The sequence below is a fragment of the Shewanella sp. SM29 genome (genome assembly GCF_025654245.1).
In the GTDB taxonomy this organism is placed as follows: Bacteria; Pseudomonadota; Gammaproteobacteria; order Enterobacterales; family Shewanellaceae; genus Shewanella; species Shewanella oncorhynchi.
In genome coordinates this window covers 1-18,254 of record NZ_JAKKRN010000050.1, presented here as the reverse complement: position 1 = coordinate 18,254, position 18,254 = coordinate 1, and the positions used below count along the sequence as shown (strand labels likewise).

Annotated in this window: 18 protein-coding genes; 8 read left to right on the top strand and 10 right to left on the bottom strand. The window is 46.4% G+C overall.

Going from position 1 to position 18,254, the window contains the following annotated elements:
• From L5L77_RS21585 to hemC, 5 genes are all read right to left on the bottom strand, one after another.
• A partial coding sequence (locus tag L5L77_RS21585; RefSeq protein ID WP_263223400.1) for a retention module-containing protein occupies positions 1–1,705 on the bottom strand: 1,705 nt, incomplete at its 3' end.
• 432 nt (positions 1,706–2,137) lie between these two features.
• Positions 2,138–3,304, bottom strand: coding sequence for a heme biosynthesis HemY N-terminal domain-containing protein (locus tag L5L77_RS21580; protein WP_263223399.1), 1,167 nt, complete (start codon positions 3,302–3,304; stop codon positions 2,138–2,140).
• Positions 3,301–4,482: a uroporphyrinogen-III C-methyltransferase gene (locus L5L77_RS21575; protein WP_263177360.1), complete on the bottom strand. Its 1,182-nt coding sequence runs from the start codon at positions 4,480–4,482 to the stop codon at positions 3,301–3,303. Before L5L77_RS21575 ends, L5L77_RS21580 begins: the two co-directional genes overlap by 4 nt.
• A 60-nt stretch (positions 4,483–4,542) precedes the next feature.
• The gene (locus L5L77_RS21570) at positions 4,543–5,283 is read right to left on the bottom strand and encodes a uroporphyrinogen-III synthase (protein WP_263223398.1); all 741 of its coding nucleotides are present in this window, start codon (positions 5,281–5,283) and stop codon (positions 4,543–4,545) included.
• A 4-nt stretch (positions 5,284–5,287) separates the two neighbouring features.
• Positions 5,288–6,220 carry a hydroxymethylbilane synthase gene (gene hemC / locus L5L77_RS21565; protein WP_131523367.1) on the bottom strand — a complete coding sequence of 311 codons (933 nt, stop codon included), beginning with the start codon at positions 6,218–6,220 and terminating at the stop codon, positions 5,288–5,290.
• 202 nt (positions 6,221–6,422) lie between these two features.
• Here hemC and L5L77_RS21560 point away from each other — a divergent pair, with 202 nt between their 5' ends.
• The gene (locus L5L77_RS21560; protein WP_105250440.1) at positions 6,423–8,834 is read left to right on the top strand and encodes a class I adenylate cyclase; all 2,412 of its coding nucleotides are present in this window, start codon (positions 6,423–6,425) and stop codon (positions 8,832–8,834) included.
• 83 nt (positions 8,835–8,917) lie between these two features.
• Here L5L77_RS21560 and cyaY read toward each other — a convergent pair whose 3' ends face one another.
• Positions 8,918–9,247, bottom strand: a complete 330-nt coding sequence (gene cyaY, locus L5L77_RS21555) for an iron donor protein CyaY (RefSeq protein WP_105250439.1) — start codon at positions 9,245–9,247, stop codon at positions 8,918–8,920.
• Between the two features lie 79 nt (positions 9,248–9,326).
• Here cyaY and lptM point away from each other — a divergent pair, with 79 nt between their 5' ends.
• The 7 genes from lptM to L5L77_RS21520 all read left to right on the top strand — a co-directional run bounded on the left by lptM (position 9,327) and on the right by L5L77_RS21520 (position 14,751).
• Positions 9,327–9,518, top strand: a complete 192-nt coding sequence (lptM, locus tag L5L77_RS21550) for an LPS translocon maturation chaperone LptM (RefSeq protein ID WP_168825920.1) — start codon at positions 9,327–9,329, stop codon at positions 9,516–9,518.
• Positions 9,519–9,575: 57 nt separating this feature from the next.
• The gene (gene lysA / locus L5L77_RS21545; RefSeq protein WP_263223397.1) at positions 9,576–10,820 is read left to right on the top strand and encodes a diaminopimelate decarboxylase; all 1,245 of its coding nucleotides are present in this window, start codon (positions 9,576–9,578) and stop codon (positions 10,818–10,820) included.
• Positions 10,821–10,896: 76 nt separating this feature from the next.
• Complete coding sequence (dapF, locus tag L5L77_RS21540) at positions 10,897–11,724, top strand: diaminopimelate epimerase (protein ID WP_105250436.1); 828 nt, start codon at positions 10,897–10,899, stop codon at positions 11,722–11,724.
• Positions 11,721–12,350: a DUF484 family protein gene (locus tag L5L77_RS21535; protein ID WP_105250435.1), complete on the top strand. Its 630-nt coding sequence runs from the start codon at positions 11,721–11,723 to the stop codon at positions 12,348–12,350. Before dapF ends, L5L77_RS21535 begins: the two co-directional genes overlap by 4 nt.
• Before the next feature lie 57 nt (positions 12,351–12,407).
• Positions 12,408–13,328, top strand: coding sequence for a tyrosine recombinase XerC (gene xerC, locus L5L77_RS21530; RefSeq protein ID WP_131523372.1), 921 nt, complete (start codon positions 12,408–12,410; stop codon positions 13,326–13,328).
• Positions 13,328–14,059 carry an HAD-IA family hydrolase gene (locus tag L5L77_RS21525; RefSeq protein WP_263186824.1) on the top strand — a complete coding sequence of 244 codons (732 nt, stop codon included), beginning with the start codon at positions 13,328–13,330 and terminating at the stop codon, positions 14,057–14,059. Before xerC ends, L5L77_RS21525 begins: the two co-directional genes overlap by 1 nt.
• A gap of 113 nt (positions 14,060–14,172) precedes the next feature.
• Positions 14,173–14,751: a HupE/UreJ family protein gene (locus L5L77_RS21520; RefSeq protein ID WP_105250432.1), complete on the top strand. Its 579-nt coding sequence runs from the start codon at positions 14,173–14,175 to the stop codon at positions 14,749–14,751.
• A 29-nt stretch (positions 14,752–14,780) separates the two neighbouring features.
• Here the strand turns inward: L5L77_RS21520 and L5L77_RS21515 are convergent, their stop codons facing one another.
• From L5L77_RS21515 to L5L77_RS21500, 4 genes are all read right to left on the bottom strand, one after another.
• A complete protein-coding gene (locus tag L5L77_RS21515) occupies positions 14,781–15,284 on the bottom strand; it encodes a helix-turn-helix domain-containing protein (protein ID WP_105250431.1) in 504 nt (167 codons plus the stop codon).
• A gap of 132 nt (positions 15,285–15,416) precedes the next feature.
• Entirely contained in the window at positions 15,417–16,172 is a 756-nt protein-coding gene (gene ric, locus L5L77_RS21510) for an iron-sulfur cluster repair di-iron protein (protein WP_131523376.1), read from the bottom strand.
• A 650-nt stretch (positions 16,173–16,822) separates the two neighbouring features.
• Complete coding sequence (locus tag L5L77_RS21505) at positions 16,823–17,497, bottom strand: hypothetical protein (protein WP_212601594.1); 675 nt, start codon at positions 17,495–17,497, stop codon at positions 16,823–16,825.
• Between the two features lie 517 nt (positions 17,498–18,014).
• A partial coding sequence (locus L5L77_RS21500; RefSeq protein ID WP_263185691.1) for an integrase core domain-containing protein occupies positions 18,015–18,254 on the bottom strand: 240 nt, incomplete at its 5' end.

Sequence of the window (18,254 nt, the reverse complement as noted above, 5' to 3'; positions counted from 1 at the left end):
TCACGGTGTGGCTGGCGGTGCCATCGGCACTGGTGACCGTGATGTCACGGGTCAGGGTTTCACCCGCCTTGAGTGACTGCACGTCGCTGTGGCTGTTGTTTAAGGTGTAGGTCCAGTTACCGTCGGCATCAATGCTGAAGAAACCGTAGTTGCCATCGGCGACATTGGTTTGCACTTGGAATACCGCTTCGCCGTTGTCGACGTCGGTGACGGTTAAGGTGCCGGCCACCGTTTGTACTGTGCCTGGCAGGGTGTCGGAATCGCCGTCTTCGGTGACGGTGCCAGCATCGCTGTCGCCGTTACCGACCGTGATGTCAGCGGGATCGTCGACAGGATTAACATTAATGGTTAGCGTTGCCGTTGAACCAGTGTTAGTTGTGTAGGTAATGACTGGTACTTGGCCATTCCAGTTGGCATTGGGTGTGAAGGTGTAAGAGCCATCGGCATTGATGACTAAGTCGCCGCCTTCAAGTTCAACTGTGGTGCCTGCGGCCACTGTATCGCCGTTCACGGTGAAGCTAACGACCGATAAGGTGTTATCCACATCGCTGTCATTGGTGAGCACGTTACCGGTGGCAACGGTATCTTCATCAACGGTATTAGTATCGTTGGCTAACGCAGAGGCATCATCAACAGGGGTAACATTAATGGTTAATGTGGCCGTTGAACCAGTGTTAGTGGTGTAGGTAATGACAGGTACTTGGCCATTCCAGTTTGCATTCGGCGTGAAGGTGTAAGAACCATCGGCATTGATGACTAAGCTGCCACCTTCTAGGGAAACAGTGGTGCCTGCGGTAACGGTATCGCCATTCACAGTGAAGCTGACAACGGAAAGGGTGCTGTCGATATCGGAATCATTATCAAGCACATTGCCAGTTGCTGCAGTGTCTTCTGCAACTGTGGCGCTGTCATTTGCAAGGATGGAAGGATCATCGACAGGGCTGATATTAATGGTTAGCGTTGCAGTTGAGCCCGTGTTGGTTGTGTAGGTAATGACAGGTACTTGGCCATTCCAGTTTTCATTCGGCGTGAAGGTGTAAGAGCCGTCGGTATTTAAAACTAAAACACCACCTTCGAGAGTCACTTCTGTGCCTGCTGCATAGGTGGTACCGCTGATTTCGAAGCTCACAACACTTAGAGTGGAATCCACATCAGTGTCGTTATCGAGCACATTGCCAGTCGCTACAGTATCTTCATTGGAAGTGTTGCTGTCATTAGCTAGTGCTGAAGGTGAGTCTGCTGCAATGGTGAATTGTGGAATATTAACCGTCGTTCCAGTCAGTGCTTGGCCGCTTGTTGAGTAGCCTGAAGCTGCAATGGTTTCTGTGCCGCTACGGGCTAGAGTGACATAGCCCGAGTTACCATCACTGCCTGGTGTGTTACCTGCTGCGGTTTCTGGTAGGTTCTGAGTTGGGTCTTCACCGGATGCAATAAGATCTTGTAATGCTTGAATTTCATCTAGGGCTGCTTCGTTAGCCGTGCCAGAGGCTGCTGCAGTAGTTTCGCTGGGCGCGACTTCATTTGATAGCTTAGTGCCATCATCGAAGGTAATTTCATAGGTTGCGTTTTCGCCAATATGGAGCACAGCACCTTTAGGGAGTTGTTCGCCATCCTTAGCGGGTTGATTTGAACCATCAACTTCGACATTGATTTGCCCTTTTACTAACTTAAGCAAACCTTTCTTTGATGTAATTACCGATCCCATAGTAAGCTCCCAACAGCCAAAGTGTGTTAATCCATAGACGCACAAGTCCAACAAATATGTCGCACTGTGATACAAGTGGTGGAATTTTAGCTAACGAAACGACTTAAGTCAATTTTTTGACGCGCTTGTGTTGCCTGCTCTTATGCGGTTTTACGGATCTTAATGCGCAAAAGTGACAATTTTTAGACCTGTAACTAGATGTAGTAGTTATATCTATAAAAAGAGCCGTATTTAGTACTTTTTAACTCTAAGATTAAGCATAGTTATAAGAAATTAATCTGGATTGGGAGAGTGGTTTTTACGGAAAAGAAGCGACACGATCTAGTTTTTAACATTTTTGCAAGTTCAGTGGGTTTTAATATGCCAGCATTGGCAAGTGCCGTGATCTTTCGTTACTCAAATCACGGCGACTAGGTTGCAGGCATTGTAGAACTACAGATTAACTGCCTGACGATAACTTTGATTTGCGTTACCTTGTTCACCTAACTGTTCTTGAATCCGTGCAAGCGCCAACCAAGAGGCTTTTGTGGGTTCGAGTCGGCAAACATTTTGCCAGCAGGTTCTGGCTTCTTTCATATCCCGTGTTTGCTGATAAAGTTTAGCTAAGCACATCTGGTAGTCGGCATTATTCTCATGGGTGATTTCATGCTTGAGTAACTGCTTACGGATTTCTGTATCTTGGGCTGTCGTTATTTCTGGAATGACTTCTAAAAGCGCTGATTCAGGAGAAGTGCGTAATTTTTTCGAGAGTAGCTTCAGCGCTTGCTCTTTGCGATTAAAGCGGCATAAACCCACAGCATAAATCGCCAAAAACTCAGACTGATTGCGCTCACTGCGAGATAACCACTGCCAGCATTGTTCTAAGGCCTCTTCGCCTTTAATGGTTGCGGCTTTGAGTAAAGCGCAGTGAGTGATTACATTGAGTTCATTTAGCTGGGTGTCATCTTGGATCTGGCGTTTCTTCAAAATAGGTAATAATAGCTTGAGCGCATCCCAATCCTCTTGCGCTCGATATAACTCGAGGGCGAGTTTGAGTACCGGTGCTTTGCTCTTACTTGTGGGGGCTAATTTATCGAGCTCGGTGCGGGCTAAAGCTAACTCTCCTTGTTTTAACAGATATCGAGTACGCGTGGTTGCGACGGCATTCGCGGCCAGCGGTTGTGTTGCAGCACGGTCAAGATATTGATCACGCTCTGCTATTTTCTGTTGGTACTGGGCAGCACGAGCTGCTGCAAGTAAATTAAGTGCAGGGAGTTCGCCATTATCGGCGCCTTTTATCATAGCGCGTTCCGCTGCTGGCCAATCTTCTTCTGCCAGAGCCAGTGCACCCATTAAGGTATGCTTTTTCGCGGAGCGACGGCGCCAGTGGCGAGGAATAAAACGGCTACGCAGCATGAGATTAATGGCGCTAATCACCAACCATTCTAGTACTTGGAACATGGCATAAAATACAATTAAGGCAATGATCCCAAAGACTAAACTGGTCTCAATCTGGTAGTCACCTGCCGCAATGTATACATAACCTGTGTTGCCCACCAACCAAGGGCTAATGCAGAGCCCTATGAGTATTATCCCTAAGAAAATTAATATCTTGATCATAATGGCACATCCTCTGATGAGGTCAGCTCACCATAGCTTGTCAGCTGTAATAGCAGAGGTTTTGCGGCAAAGGATTTCAGAGTAATAGGATCAAGTTCTAATGTCGCCAATTTATCGATTTTGGCGATGGCTTCAGCAGTGCTGTGATCTTGAGTATCAAAATAGGTTTGGATCCACTTACGCACCATCATTAATGATTGGTGATAAGCGGCTCTGTCGTAGCGGTATAACGCAAGTTGAGATTGCAGCAGTTTATGACGAATGTTTTCAACCAGATACCACTGTTGCTCAGGAGCAAGTAAAGCGGGTGCATCGGCGGTTCTATGGCGTATGGTGATAAAGTCTTGGGTTAACGCTTTCCACGTCTTCCCTAAGTTGCTCTGCCAGTCATTTAAATCGCCAGTAATGTTTGTATCTTCAGGGGCATCGGTTTCTGCATCGGTGCGATTAAGTGGCAGCTTATCGAGTTGCTCAATTAAGGCATCGAGTGCTAATACACTACCATCAATATCTGTGGTTTTAATACTTGCAGTCGCGGCGATATCTTTTGCCAGAGCTTTACGAATAGGTAGCAAAGCGGGATTGTTCATGGCGGCGATGGTTTCATCCGCCGACTTTAATAGATCGGTGGCGGTGCGGGGATCTTTTTCTAACCAAAGTTTACGGCCCGCCATGTTTACTAGATATTCGGCTTCTGACGCCATCCAATGCGTTGGGCTGCGTTGGGCGAGTTTATTGATCCTGTCCTGCAGTTGATTTTGGTCTTCTGCCAATTTTGTTAATTCTTGATAGGTCTTAGCATCATTCAGTTGTTGCTGTTCAAGCTGGCCAATACGTTGATTGGGTTGTAGCAGGGCTTGCTGTAATTGGTCCTGCAGGGCGATATTTTTCGCATCCTGCGCCAGCAGTTGCTGTTGCATCTGTTGGTATAACATAAAACCGCCGCCAAGGGTGCAAGCGGTTAAACCCAGCGCTAATAACACCCCAAAGCGAATCGCCCACGAGCTTCTATTGGATGCTGGCGTTTGACTCGGCGTGCTTGAAGGTGTGGCTTTGGCTGTTTGGGATTCAGAAGATGGCGCTGAAGTTACGGGCGTGTCATCAGTCGTTATTGATGGTTCAATAATAGAGGTAGCCTGTAATTCAGGGCTCTTTGCGTCGTGCTTGTTGTTATCCATTTAACAGTCCTTGAAAACATGCTACTGCCGAAATTCGAGTTAAATCGGGCTAAATAGCGCTTAGAGTTTAAGGGCGTTTAGCACGGCTTTGCTGTTGGCGGCATTGGCATTGGTGACTTGGGTTATACCAAAGGCGTGAGCTTGAGCTTCTACTCGGTTACTTGGGACTATGATATGACATGAGCACAGCCATGCAAATAACTCTTTTGGCACTAGATTAATCAGGTTATCCAGTACTTCACCGCTGGTGACGACAATAGTGTCGATGCCAAACTCTTGCCATTGTTGTGCGATCTGTTGTCCATTGAGTGGTGGACAAGCCCGTTGATATACTTCCCAATAGCGCACTGTTGCCCCGCGCTCAGCCAGTCGTTCAGCTAAGGCTTCACGGCCACCAACGCCACGTATGATCGTAATCTGCTTACCTTTAATATCTTGCAAAGGCGCGAGCGTGAGTAGACCTTCGGTCTGCTGACAATCATCTGGGGCTTCGAGGGCTTCAATGCCGAGCTGATTTAATGCTTCCCAAGTCGCATGACCAACGGCGAAATATTGAGCTTGAGGCCAGCCTTTTATTCGAGAATGAGCGGTTGTTAAGGCATAGTCGGCAAAGCTGACTGCATTGGCGCTGATACAGATAATCATATCGGCGTGTGCCAGTGGGTGCGAGTTATTCGTTGTGATGGGCGGCGTTGCTTCGACACACAGCAGAGGTGTAACCCAATGGCTAATGCCTTGTTGATTCAAGGCATCGATCATGGACTGATTGCGCCCTTCTGGGCGCGTCAGTAAGACTTTCATCGACTTATGCTTTAGCGTAAACAGCGTCGAGTATGCTTTTTGCGCCTTTGCTCAATAGCTCTTCGGCAAGGGCAACCCCTAATTGCGTGGCGTCGGTTTTTGGACCTGTGATCACGCCTTCGATGATTTCACTACCATCAGGGTTACCGACTAGGCCGCGTAATGTCATCTCATCACCATTGATTTCGGCAAATGCGCCAATCGGCACTTGGCATCCACCTTCTAGGCGCGTGTTCATCGCGCGCTCGGCAATCACACGGTAGCGCGTTTCTAAATGTTCTAATGGTGCCAGTAGTGCCTTAACGCGTGCGTCGTTGGTGCGACATTCGATACCCACAGCGCCTTGGCCGTTGGCGGGCAAGGACTCTTCGGCAGAAATAAAGCTGGCAATACGCTCAGACAATTTCAGGCGAATTAAGCCTGCAGCGGCAAGAATAATGGCATCGTATTCGCCGTTATCAAGTTTGGCTAAACGAGTGCCTACGTTACCGCGTAAATCTTTGATAATAAGGTCAGGGCGTGATGCGCGCAGTTGGCATTGACGACGTAGGCTCGAGGTGCCCACAGTTGCGCCTAATGGTAATTCGCTGATCGATTTATATAAATTCGATACAAAGGCATCGCGGGGATCTTCACGCTCGCAAATAACTTCAAGGCCTAAACCTTCGGGGAAATCGACTGGCACGTCTTTCATTGAGTGTACAGCGATATCGGCAAGATCGTCTAACATGGCGACTTCAAGCTCTTTGACGAACAACCCTTTACCGCCCACTTTGGCTAGCGGCGTATCTAAGATAACGTCGCCCTTAGTGCTCATTGGCAGCAATTCCACCACAATACCGGGGTGAATGCGTTCTAATTCGGCTTTAACAAATTCAGCTTGCCACATGGCCAGCGGACTCTTGCGGGTTGCGATACGTATGCGGTTCTCAGACATGCCTAGTTTCCATCAAAGATCTTAGTTGCGCCAATGCTAACATTGGCAAATCGTTTATGTAAGGAAGCCGTATCGATTCTTTGAAGTTGGCGATGTTCTAGATACCGTGAAAGTGTGACGGGCTTCACGTTTAGTTGCTCGAGTTTGTAAAAGTGTTAATATGAGCACATTTCCCATAAGTGCTTAAGTGTTGTGTTTTTGAATGGATCGGCAAATACAGTTTCCTGATATAGCAGAAAGACTTAATAAGGTACGTATTGCACGCGCCCTAGCTTTGCTATCGCCGCTACAAAAACACTTATTCCATTTGATCCCTTTTTTAATTCACCAGAACGGTGTTCAGTATCCTGGCTATCATGCCGCCAATACGCCCTGTGGAATCAACGAGTATCAGGTTGGTGAGACTGAGTCCCAGGCCTGCGATGTGTTCTCGCTGCCTTTTACTACTCAAGAAGCGGATATCAATGCCTTTGAAGGTGTTTATGCGATGGGGAGTACTGGCAGTTTTGGCCAAAATGCCAAGAGCGATGTCGATGTTTGGTTAGTACATAGGGCCGATCTGTGTGCTGAGGATTTGGCGCTAATCAAGATTAAAGCGACTCGATTGACTGCTTGGTTTGCCGAGTATCAGTTTGAGGTGAATTTTTACTTAGTTCATCCGCAGCAGTTTTGTGGCGGTAAAGCCGTTCGTGGATGTCAATCCGCAATGGCCCATGAGCATAGCGGTAGTATGCAGCATTGGCTATTACTTGAAGAGTTTTATCGCAGTCAAATTCGTTTGGCGGGTAAAACGATTGCATGGTGGCCAGACGCTAAACTCAATCCTGCGCTCTTGTCCCTAGGCGATGTACATGAATTACCTGCGAGTGAGTACTTTGGTGCTTCGTTATGGCAGCTCTACAAGGGCTTAGAAAAGCCCCATAAGGCGCTGATTAAAGTATTGCTACTCGAGGCTTATGCCAGTGATTATCCCCATTCAACTCTGCTTTGTGATCACTTATGGCAGAAAACGCTTGCAGGTGATTTTTCGACGTCGAATGATGCCTATTACTCTATCTATGAGATTATCGAAACCTATTTACTTAAGCAGAATGATACTCGCCGACTAGAGATAGTGCGGCGCTGCTTCTATTTAAAATGTGGCGTGCACTTGAGTCGAACCCAAGAGGGCAAAGATTGGCGTTATCCTAAATTGCAAAAGCTGGTGCAGGATTGGCAATGGCCAGATAGTCTGATTAGCACTTTAGACAATTGTGAACATTGGCATAGTGGCCAGCTCAATTGGTTTAATGAGCAACTGAATGAACTGTTATTAGCGAGCTACCAAACCTTATTACGCTTCGCATCGACACATGAGTTAAATGAAGGCTTGCGGATCGAAGATTTGGGAATGCTGACTCGCAAGTTGCATACCTATTTTAGTCAAGATGAAGACCAAATCGCTAAGCTGAATCTGCTGTGGAGTGCTTCAGTCGCTGAGTCCGAAGTGACTATGGTCTCAAGCTCCCGCGAGCGTCAATATTATTTGTATCGACAAGGGCCTCAGCCACAAAATTTGTTAGGCGAGTCTGCAATATGCAAGGGAAAAACCCCTTCAGCCTTAATGATTTGGGCATGTTTAAATGGGATCTCGACGCCGAGTACTCAATGGCATGAATATGGTCAGAGTAAGGCAAAGTCGAAACGGCTTACCGAAGCTTCTAAGCGGTTACTGAATTTTATCGACCACGATTGGCGTGTATCTAAACGTGACTTATGCCAGCCATGGCATTTTCGTAAGCTGATTTTCGTGCTCAATCTGGATTGCGATCCCACCATTGAATGGCAAGGACAGGAAATGATGGTCGATGTGATGAATGCGAACGTGTTCTCACTCGGGCGTAAAAAAGCCAATATGCTTGGTGCGTTAGATGCAATTTGCTTGAATAGTTGGGGTGAATGGCAGTGTCATCGCTTCGAAGGCGATACCGCGGTATTGCAAGCCTTAGCCTTTGTGACGCCGGGGCTAAGACGAGCCAGTTTACCTGTGGATATGGATGTGATCAGCTGTTCACAGAAGTTACGCCCACAGCTTAAATTAGCAGTGAAAAATCTACTAAAACAAACCATGCGTTTGTGCCAACAAGTGCAGCAATCCAGCACCTTAGTGCAGCCACTGCAGATAAGTCGTACTCGCTATGGGATCTTTTTTAATCCTTTAGGTATGGCTTATCAGGACTTGAGCGATGCCAAGTCATTTTATCAACAGTTATCCCGCAGTCATCTTGTATTATTGCCGCGGCCTGAATTAGGTGATGATCCCTTTTCGAGTATGCCGAAAGTGGTGCAGAACTATGCGGCTAAAGGCGCGATTCAGTATTTTCTACGCCAACGGGTCGATAACTTGGATGTATTTATCCTCGATGAGGAAAATCAACTAAGCCATTACGTGCAGGCGGGATCAAACATGGCCGAGTTGGTAAATAAAGTGAGTCATCACTATGTGTTCGATGAGCATTATGCTTCACGGGCCCGGTTTAATATTCCGCAATTTTTCCATTTAGTGCGGGTAGCCGGAGAGTTAACGGTGGCGCCTTTCGGTATCGATGTTAGCGATCAAGACACTGAGTTTTAGCTGGTTTTTAACATAAATAATGGGAGCCAAGGCTCCCATTATTGTTTTGTACTATTACGGTTTTGCACTACGACAGGCTTAGATTAGAAGCTAAGCTTAATGCCGCCTTGGCGCTCGATAGACTCTTGCACGAATGGCATAAATTCGCCGCCATTTCGTCCGTCCATCCATTTACCTTCAACAAAACCAAAGTGATATCCACCAAAGCGTGTGGCGACCCAAATCTCATGCAAAGGTTCTTGCTTGTTGATCACTATCTTAGAGCCATCAACAAATTCTAATTGCAATACGTTGCCACTGGCATCGATATCAAGATCGGCATCTTGCTCATCAATCGCAGTTTCAATCGCATTTTCTATGGCTTGGAACATGTCATCGGCGAGCTGGTGAAATTCTGTATCTGTCATGGCCATGCATTTCTGTCCTTTGCTTTCGTCAAGATGGGTGCGATTATAAGGCCATTAGTCACCAGATGCACAGATGTTGAGAAAAATGAGACTGTTTTTATTGTTATTGCTTGGTAGCCTATTCATTACTGCATGCGGCCAGAAGGGCCCTCTCTATCGATCTCCGGCCACAGAGGTGAATCAGCCTAAAAAGGTTGAGGCATCTAAACCAGAGCCTGAAGTAGAAGAGATTAAAACCGAAATTCGAGCCATCGAAGTACAAAAAACACAACAATAATAGCAGCTATAACTATCATCACTATCGCAGCGATAAAGCGCAGTAAGGAATCAGACATTGGATCACTTTCTCTACCAACAAAATGCCCTGCACGCCGAAGGCTGCCAGGTCGCCGACTTAGCTCAAACCTATGGTACGCCGCTGTATATCTATTCCCGCGCCACGCTAGAGCGCCATTGGCATGCCTTTAATAACGCCGTGGCAGATCATCCACATTTGATTTGTTACGCGGTTAAAGCTAATTCGAACTTGGCCGTACTGAATGTGCTGGCACGTTTAGGCAGTGGTTTTGATATCGTTTCGGGTGGTGAGTTAGCAAGAGTGATTGAAGCGGGCGGCGATCCCGCCAAAGTGGTGTTCTCAGGCGTGGGTAAAACTGCGGCCGAAATGGAACAGGCACTTAATCTGGGCATTTACTGCTTTAACGTCGAGTCGAGCACCGAGCTTGAGCAGTTAAATTTGGTCGCAGGTCGTTTAGGTAAAGTGGCGCCAGTTTCCTTGCGAGTCAATCCCGATGTGGATGCGGGGACTCACCCCTATATTTCGACTGGTCTTAAAGAAAATAAATTCGGTATCGCTATGGATGAGGCCGAAACCGTCTTCGCCCGTGCCCATGCTTTGCCACATTTAAAAGTGAAAGGTGTCGATTGCCATATCGGCTCGCAATTAACCGAAATTCAACCTTTCCTCGATGCAATGGATCGTATGCTAGCGTTGATCGATCGTCTGGCTGAACAAGGTATCGTCATTGAGCATTTTGATGTGGGTGGCGGTTTAGGTGTGACCTATGATGCTGAAACTCCGCCGCATCCTGATGTGTATGCTGCCGCCATATTGGCGCGTATGGGCGACCGTCAACTTAAGCTAATCTTCGAACCGGGCCGTGCGATTGCCGCTAATGCGGGGATTTTTGTTACTCAGGTGCTGTATCTGAAAGAAAACAGCGACAAGCGTTTTGCGATTGTCGATGGCGCGATGAATGACTTAATTCGCCCAGCACTTTACAGCGCATGGCAAAATATTATCCCAGTCCTGCCAAGGGACTCTGAGGCCTATGAGTTTGATATTGTTGGTCCAGTGTGCGAAACCGGTGACTTTTTAGGTAAAGATCGCAAGCTGGCTTTAGTGGCTGGGGATTTACTGGCTGTGCGTTCGAGTGGTGCCTATGGTTTTGCGATGGCCTCTAACTACAACACGCGTCCTCGTGCGGCCGAAGTCATGGTCGATGGTGAGCACGCTTTCTTAGTGCGTGAGCGAGAAAAATTGTCTCAGCTCTGGCAAGGTGAGCAACTCCTGCCGTAAACTAGAAAAATTATATTGATTCAGGCGCTTGGTTTCATACTTAATGAGCGGCGCCTCGGCTTAAAGGATAAGTATCTTGATCCAATTCACTAAGATGCACGGACTGGGCAACGATTTTATGGTGGTCGATGGGGTCACGCAGAACGTGTTCTTTTCGCCTGAGCAGATCCGCCGTTTAGCCGACCGTAACTTTGGCATAGGTTTCGACCAACTACTCTTAGTTGAGCCGCCCTATGATCCCGATTTAGATTTTCATTATCGCATCTTCAATGCCGATGGCACTGAAGTCGAACAATGCGGCAATGGCGCCCGCTGTTTCGCCCGTTTTGTGCGTAATAAAGGCCTGACAAATAAGAGTAAAATTCGTGTTAGCACTTCATCAGGTAAGATGACTCTGCGTTTAGAGCGAGATGGCACAGTTACCGTGAATATGGGCGTGCCTATTCTTGAACCAAGTCTGATCCCCTTTAAAGCCAAGAAAGCCGAAAAAACCTATTTACTGCAAACACCGCTGCAAACCTTTTTATGTGGCGCGGCTTCTATGGGCAATCCCCATTGTGTGCTCGACGTTGAAGATGTGGCGAGCGCCGCTGTTGCTGAAATTGGTGCCATGCTCACTAAGCATGAGCGCTTTCCCCGTGGTGTGAATGTGGGATTTATGCAAGTAGTGGATTCGGGCCACATTAAGCTGCGGGTGTATGAACGTGGTGCGGCCGAAACTTTGGCCTGTGGCACTGGCGCGTGTGCGGCCGTGGTTGTAGGTCAAGTGCAAGGGAAGCTCGGCCAGCAAGTGCGGGTGGATTTACCCGGCGGTACTTTAACCATCAACTGGGAAGGCGAGGGGAAACCTTTGTGGATGACGGGCCCAGCGCAACACGTTTATGATGGACAAATTCAGTTATGACAGAGCCTTTGATGCCGCAGACGAATGTGCCCTTTGATGAGTTGATTATTCGCGAGTATCTGCTGGATAATCCTGATTTTTTCAATCGCTATCCTGAGCTATTGCTGGCAATGCGTCTGCCCCATCTGGAGCGCGGCGCCATCTCTTTGGTGGAACGTCGTCAAGAAATGCTACGCCAGCGAGTCAGCCAGTTGGAAGAAGAGATCACCAGTCTGTTAACTATGGCGGCGCGCAACGAGAAAATTTACCAATTCAATACTGAGTTATCCTTCAAGCTACTGAATTGTGCCGATCTTGTGTCACTCAAAGAAGTGTTGGCCGATAGTTTGAAATTACAGTTTAATTTCAGTCATGTGCGTTTGATCAGTGTGCTCGATACCGATATGAAGGCAATATGGGATCAAAGGCTGCATAAAGGTCACTATTTTGGTCGGCTAACGCAACAAGAAGCCAAACGCCTATTTGGTAGCGAAGTTGGGTCGGTGGCACTGACTAAATTGTCGGAAGACAACCCGGTGATTTTTGCCATTGCTAGCCAAGATGTCACCCATTTTCATCCTGATATGGATAACATGCTGCTGGAACAACTGCGGCGTTTACTGGCGCATATGCTTGCCAAGCTGTAACGGCCGCTGAGCGATTTTGCTCACCCAAGGCTTAGCAAAACCCACGAGGAAACCGATATGAGTACGCAAACAGGCGAAGTGTCGGCATTAAATACTCAATGGTTACAAACCTTTGAACGTTATCTGAGTACCGAGCGACAGTTGTCTGCCCATACAGTACGGAATTACCTTTATGAGCTTAATCGCGGTAGCGATCTCTTGCCCGAAGGCGTGCATTTACTCAATGTGAGCCGCGAGCATTGGCAGCAAGTGTTAGCCAAATTGCACCGCAAAGGTTTAAGCCCGCGATCGCTTTCTCTGTGTTTATCGGCGGTAAAACAATGGGGTGAATTTTTGCTGCGCGAAGGCGTGATTGAACTTAATCCCGCCAAAGGCTTAAGTGCCCCCAAACAGACCAAACCTCTGCCGAAGAATATCGATGTCGATGCCATCAGTCATTTGCTGGACATTGAAGGTACAGATCCGCTGAGTCTGCGGGATAAAGCCATGATGGAATTGTTTTATTCCAGTGGTTTACGTTTAGCGGAACTCGCCGCACTTAATTTATCCAGTGTGCAATATGATTTGAAAGAAGTGCGAGTCTTAGGTAAAGGTAATAAGGAGCGTATCGTCCCTGTCGGTCGTTTAGCGATTACTGCGCTGCAGAATTGGCTCAATTGCCGAAAGCAGATCCCCTGTGAAGATAACGCCTTATTTGTGACTGAAAAAGGTAAGCGACTTTCCCATCGCAGTATTCAGGCGCGCATGGCTAAATGGGGTCAAGAGCAGGCATTATCGGTGCGAGTACATCCCCATAAGCTGCGTCATTCCTTTGCCACTCACATGTTAGAAGCGAGCGCCGATCTGCGGGCGGTGCAAGAATTATTGGGTCATGCGAACCTAGCGACCACGCAAATTTATACCAGTTTGGATTTCCAACACTTAGCTAAGGTGTATGATAACGCCCATCCTAGAGCGAAAAAAACACAGGATAAATAATGCGTTGCTATCTTAGACCTCAACATATTCAAGCGATCAGTTTCGATCTCGACGATACCCTGTACGACAATCTGCCGCATATTTTAAATGCCGAGGCAGAGCTGGCGGCGTTTCTGTTGCAGACTTATCCATTATCGCAGGCGTGGCAACCCCATGATTGGCGCAGGCTAAAACTGCAACTTTTGCAGCAAAATCGTGAGCTCGCCCACGACACTAGCGCAGCCCGTTTAGCTACGCTTCGCCAAGGTCTAATACAATTAGGGTATTCGGCGACTGAAGCCGAACGCGGCGCCGAGCAAGGATTAGCATGCTTTTATTTTTACCGCAGCCATTTCCAAGTGTCTGACGAAGTGCTCTTATTACTCAAGCGCTTATCGCAGCATTTTAGATTAGTCGGGATCACCAATGGCAATGTGGACGCAGAGCGGATTGGTTTAGGGGAAACTTTCGAGTTTGTGTTGCATCCAGGTAATGGCGTGCATATGAAACCCGCTAAAGACATGTTCGAATTAGCTTGCTCGCGGTTAAAGATTGCACCGCAACATTTACTGCATGTTGGCGACAGCATGAATGCCGACGTTCGTGGTGCTCGATTGGCGGGGTGTCAGTCTGTGTGGCTAAATCCCAGTTTTGGTCGAGTCGATTCCTTACCTATAGCTGCCTTGTTGCCCCATTTAGAAATTGCCTCCCTCGAGGCTTTGACAAAAGTATTGGCTATCGACGCAAACTAGCTTAGCGTGCATTTTTTATCTGTATCTTTGGGTGATTGAGATCAAGGTTTGCCAGCCAAATTTGCACTAAAGTTAAGTTTTATATCACTAAAGTCACTGACTAAGGCTATTTTATGGCGCGTATCGGGTTGTTATTACTGCTCACTTTATGTTGGATCGCGCCGGTATCGGCCCATGAGATCCATTCAGGTGGCGGTTTCATGTCGGGTTTTAATCATCCCGTATTGGGCTTCGATCACTTGCTGGCTATGTTGAGTGTGGGCATGTTGAGCACCCAGCTCGGTGGCCGCGCGATTTGGACTGTCCCCTTAGCATTTGTCACCTTTATGTTAGTGGGCGGGATTTTAGGTTTATATGCGATTGCCGTTCCCTTTGTTGAAATAGGTATTGCCCTCTCTGTGTTGTTGCTCGGTCTTGCTATCGCCTTCGACCGTCAAATCCCATTGTTATTCGCCATGGCCTTTGTGGGTGTATTCGCGATTTTTCATGGTCACGCCCACGGCGCTGAAATGCCGGAATTGGCCAGCCCAGTCCTGTATGCCCTAGGATTTTTATTTGGTACAGCAGTCATCCATTTAGGTGGCGTAATGATAGGCCTTGGAATGCAGCGGATGACAGGGCAACGCAATTTAATGCGCGTTACTGGCGTGGCGATTGCGGCCATGGGCGGCTATCTATTAGCAGGTTTTTAACGTAATAACAGGACGTTAGATTTACTGGATTAACGCGCCTTGAGTTGCTTCATGCAAAGATGGGCGCGGCGCAGCAGTAGATTGACTTGCCGACGGCTTGCATGCATGTCGGCATCTCCTACCCTAAAATAACTCCCAGTGTAAGGATCGCTGCCTACGTAGATAGGTTTTAGCTGCTCAGGCGCCAGCGGTACGCGGATACGAATGAGTTTTTTGTTCATAATTTCAATAATCTGTACATCCGAGATCGCTAAAAGATTGTGACTCGTGCGACTCGGGTCATCGAGGATTTCCCAAAATTCTTGCAAGACGGGAAGGGGGTTGGGAATGCCTTCAATACTGAAATGGCCACGCTCTTCCCGCACACCTAGGATGATCTCGCCACCCAAAGTGTTGGCAAAAGAGCTATAAGTCGCCCAAATGTCTTCGGGTAATTGACCTTGGCCATCGCGGCCACCTGCGAGTTTAAATTCTACTTGGGCCGATTCGTGCAAATTGGCAATATCATCGAGTGCAAATGATTGAAATGTCATGGCAGCTTATCCGTCAGCGACACATGACTTGTTGTAGCACGTCAACAATTGAAAGGCCAGACTTAGGTCTGGCCTCAAGGTTAAGCGGAAAATCTGTAATTTGGAGCCGCTACGGGATAAACATTTAATCAATTATTGAGTCAGACCCAATGCCTTAGGAAAAAGAATATTGTTTTCTAAGTGAATATGCTGATGTAAGTCCGCCTCAAATTCCGCCAGAGTGGCATAACAAACACGCCATGTAGTGCACGCATATTCAGGTGGTGTGAAGTCGTTAGTGAGCTCGTGTAATTTTTGCAAAATCAAACCGACTTCTTCATGCTCATGTTGCATCGCATTGATGGGGTTGCCAATATGGCCAAAGCAAGCCTCAACCTGCTCTCCATGACTCATGGCGCGGATCGCCGGAAACAGTATTTTTTCTTCCTTCATTAAATGTGGCATTAAGTCTTCAACTAAAGCTCGTACCCAACCCGCAAAGGGAACGATTTCGGCATAGTGCTCACCGTGAGCACGAATCATCTTTTCGGAATATTCGACTAATAAAGGGGCTTTTTCGCGCACGTATTGATGGTGCGTTGATTCTATATATTCGATAAGTTGATCTAAGGGTAATTGATTTAATTCATCTTCTTTGCTACCGGTAAGTGTTGCGGCATTCAGCGCAGCAACCACTTTTGCGGGATCTACATCTGCACGCTCACAGGCGACCGCCAGTGATTTACCCCCGCCACAACAAAAATCGATACCAAATTGACTAAACACATGTGCGCGGCGAAAGTCTTCTGCCACTAGTTCACCTATTTTTCGTTCTAGCCAATGATTGTGTTGAGAATTAAACCCATGGGGTGGGAGTTGTGCATCTTTTGAGACAGAAGTAGCAGACATGAGTAGCTCCAGAGCAGCAATAAAGTTACATTCATATTATTTGCAGCTTTAGTTTGTGGCAACTAATCCTGACTAAAATAGTCAGGTTTTGCAGTTGATGTCACAGTCTATACTGAGAAATATCGCTTAAGGAGTAGGAAGAGCTGACTTAGTTTGGATGTAGCAAATTTACACTCGGGATTATTAATATGAGTTGATATTGCTGCTGGAATGGTTAGAGCGATATGAGGGGTTTGGTTTATTATATTTTGGACTCAGTGAGGTGTTGCAGACCCCGTAGTTGGCTGAACAGCACATCATTATAATCAACTGCTAATGGTTCGAGGGATGAGTGTTCTCCTGAGATATTCTTGGGCGGCTCAAACACTGGGTAGACTAGCCTTACTGCCATAACTAAAGTCCAGTATTAGCCTTGAATTTGCTTTAATTTTCATCATTAACGAAACACAACTGAACGAGCAACCTTAGATTAATTTTCATTAGAAAGGGATAAGGCTTACTGTTTTAACAAGGGAGATACGATGCTATCAACATCCCTAATCAAAGCGCTGATGCTCTTATACGTAACCACCTTCCATCGGCAAATATTAAGTGTTAGGCCAGTTGCGTTAGCATGCTCAGCAGTTTTATTCATTGTTAACTTCAGTGGTCTAGTTCTTCTTTTGCTTCGCTAATTTTTGGTTAAGTTTATCTATTCGTTTTTCATAATTATCCGTCCAGCCTTGCTTTAGAGCTTGTTTAGAGAGCTTTAATGCACCTTCAATATTGCCTTCTTTCTCAAGAATAATTGCTAACTGCTTGTAGCCTGTATGTGAGGGCAGCATTTGAGGTTCATCATAATAAGGATCTTTAATTCCCGTTATGTTCTGTAGTTTTTTTAGTTCTTTAGGTTTTTCGAGATGACGAAATTTTTTGACCAACTTACTAGAGATAGATATTTGCATTAAGCAGAATTCTTTGGCTTTTTCATAATGTTCTGGGGCTGTTCTCAATGAGTAGTGATGCTTGATAAGTGATGCAAGGGCTAGGTGCACATCAATCAGGTTACTATCAGGTGCCGTATAACACTGGAGTAACTCGTTTTCTACTTTGGTTTGGAGAATATGCTTTGCTTCATCACCAGCAATGTAAGAAAGAGTAAGTAAAAGACTTAGTTTACCGAATCCATTGTTAGAGTCAGTTTTATCTAAATCTTGGTATAGGTAGGGAGTTTCGCCAATTGGTAAGCCCATAGGACGATAGTCGTTAGCAACTTGGTTTCTTTGACTTGCAGTTAGAGCTTGAAGCCACCATTCCTTAAGCTGATACTTATCTAACAAGTCCATAAAATCACCCTATTCAAGTGTGAAGGTGGGATACGAATTTCGATATAGCTCAAGTTGTTTGTTCATTGCGTTGAATAATAGTTCTTCCCCCATGAACATACACAGCAGTCTTTGATAAATGCACTGTATAAAGATTACGAGTTCTAGGCAAGCAAGATAAATTCTAATGCGAGTAGATCGCTAGCTGTGGGTTCAAATGTGGGTTCAGAATGCAAAAAGGGTTAATCATTTCTGATTAACCCTTTTCAATACAGCAGCTTAATCCTTGCAGATTAATTCATGCCGTATTAATTAAGTTGGTGTTTTTCTCTGTTCGCAACTGGTCGCTGCTGATTATTAACATATTGATATTATTGATTGTTGTGTTATTTTTTGTTTGTTTATGTTCTATTCTGTTTGCCCTTATACTAAGATATGTGTGTAACTCGGTGTGTAACTCAGAGGTGGGTGTGGCAACTAAGAAACTTAGTGATAGAGGGCTAAAGGCACTGCTTTCTACATTTCATGATTGTAGTGGTCAAGTAAAATTGGCCACGATTTTAGAGTCATTCCAATATAAACGTTCTGACTCATTTGGCGTTAACCCACCATTATATTGATGGGGTCTGGTCTCACTGTAATATCCAGTGATGTAATTTGTGATCTCTTTATCTGCTTCTGTAAAATTCCCATAACCACTGGCGGGGATCCACTCAGATTTCAAACTTCTAAAGAAACGCTCCATTGGTGCGTTATCCCAACAATTCCCGCGACGACT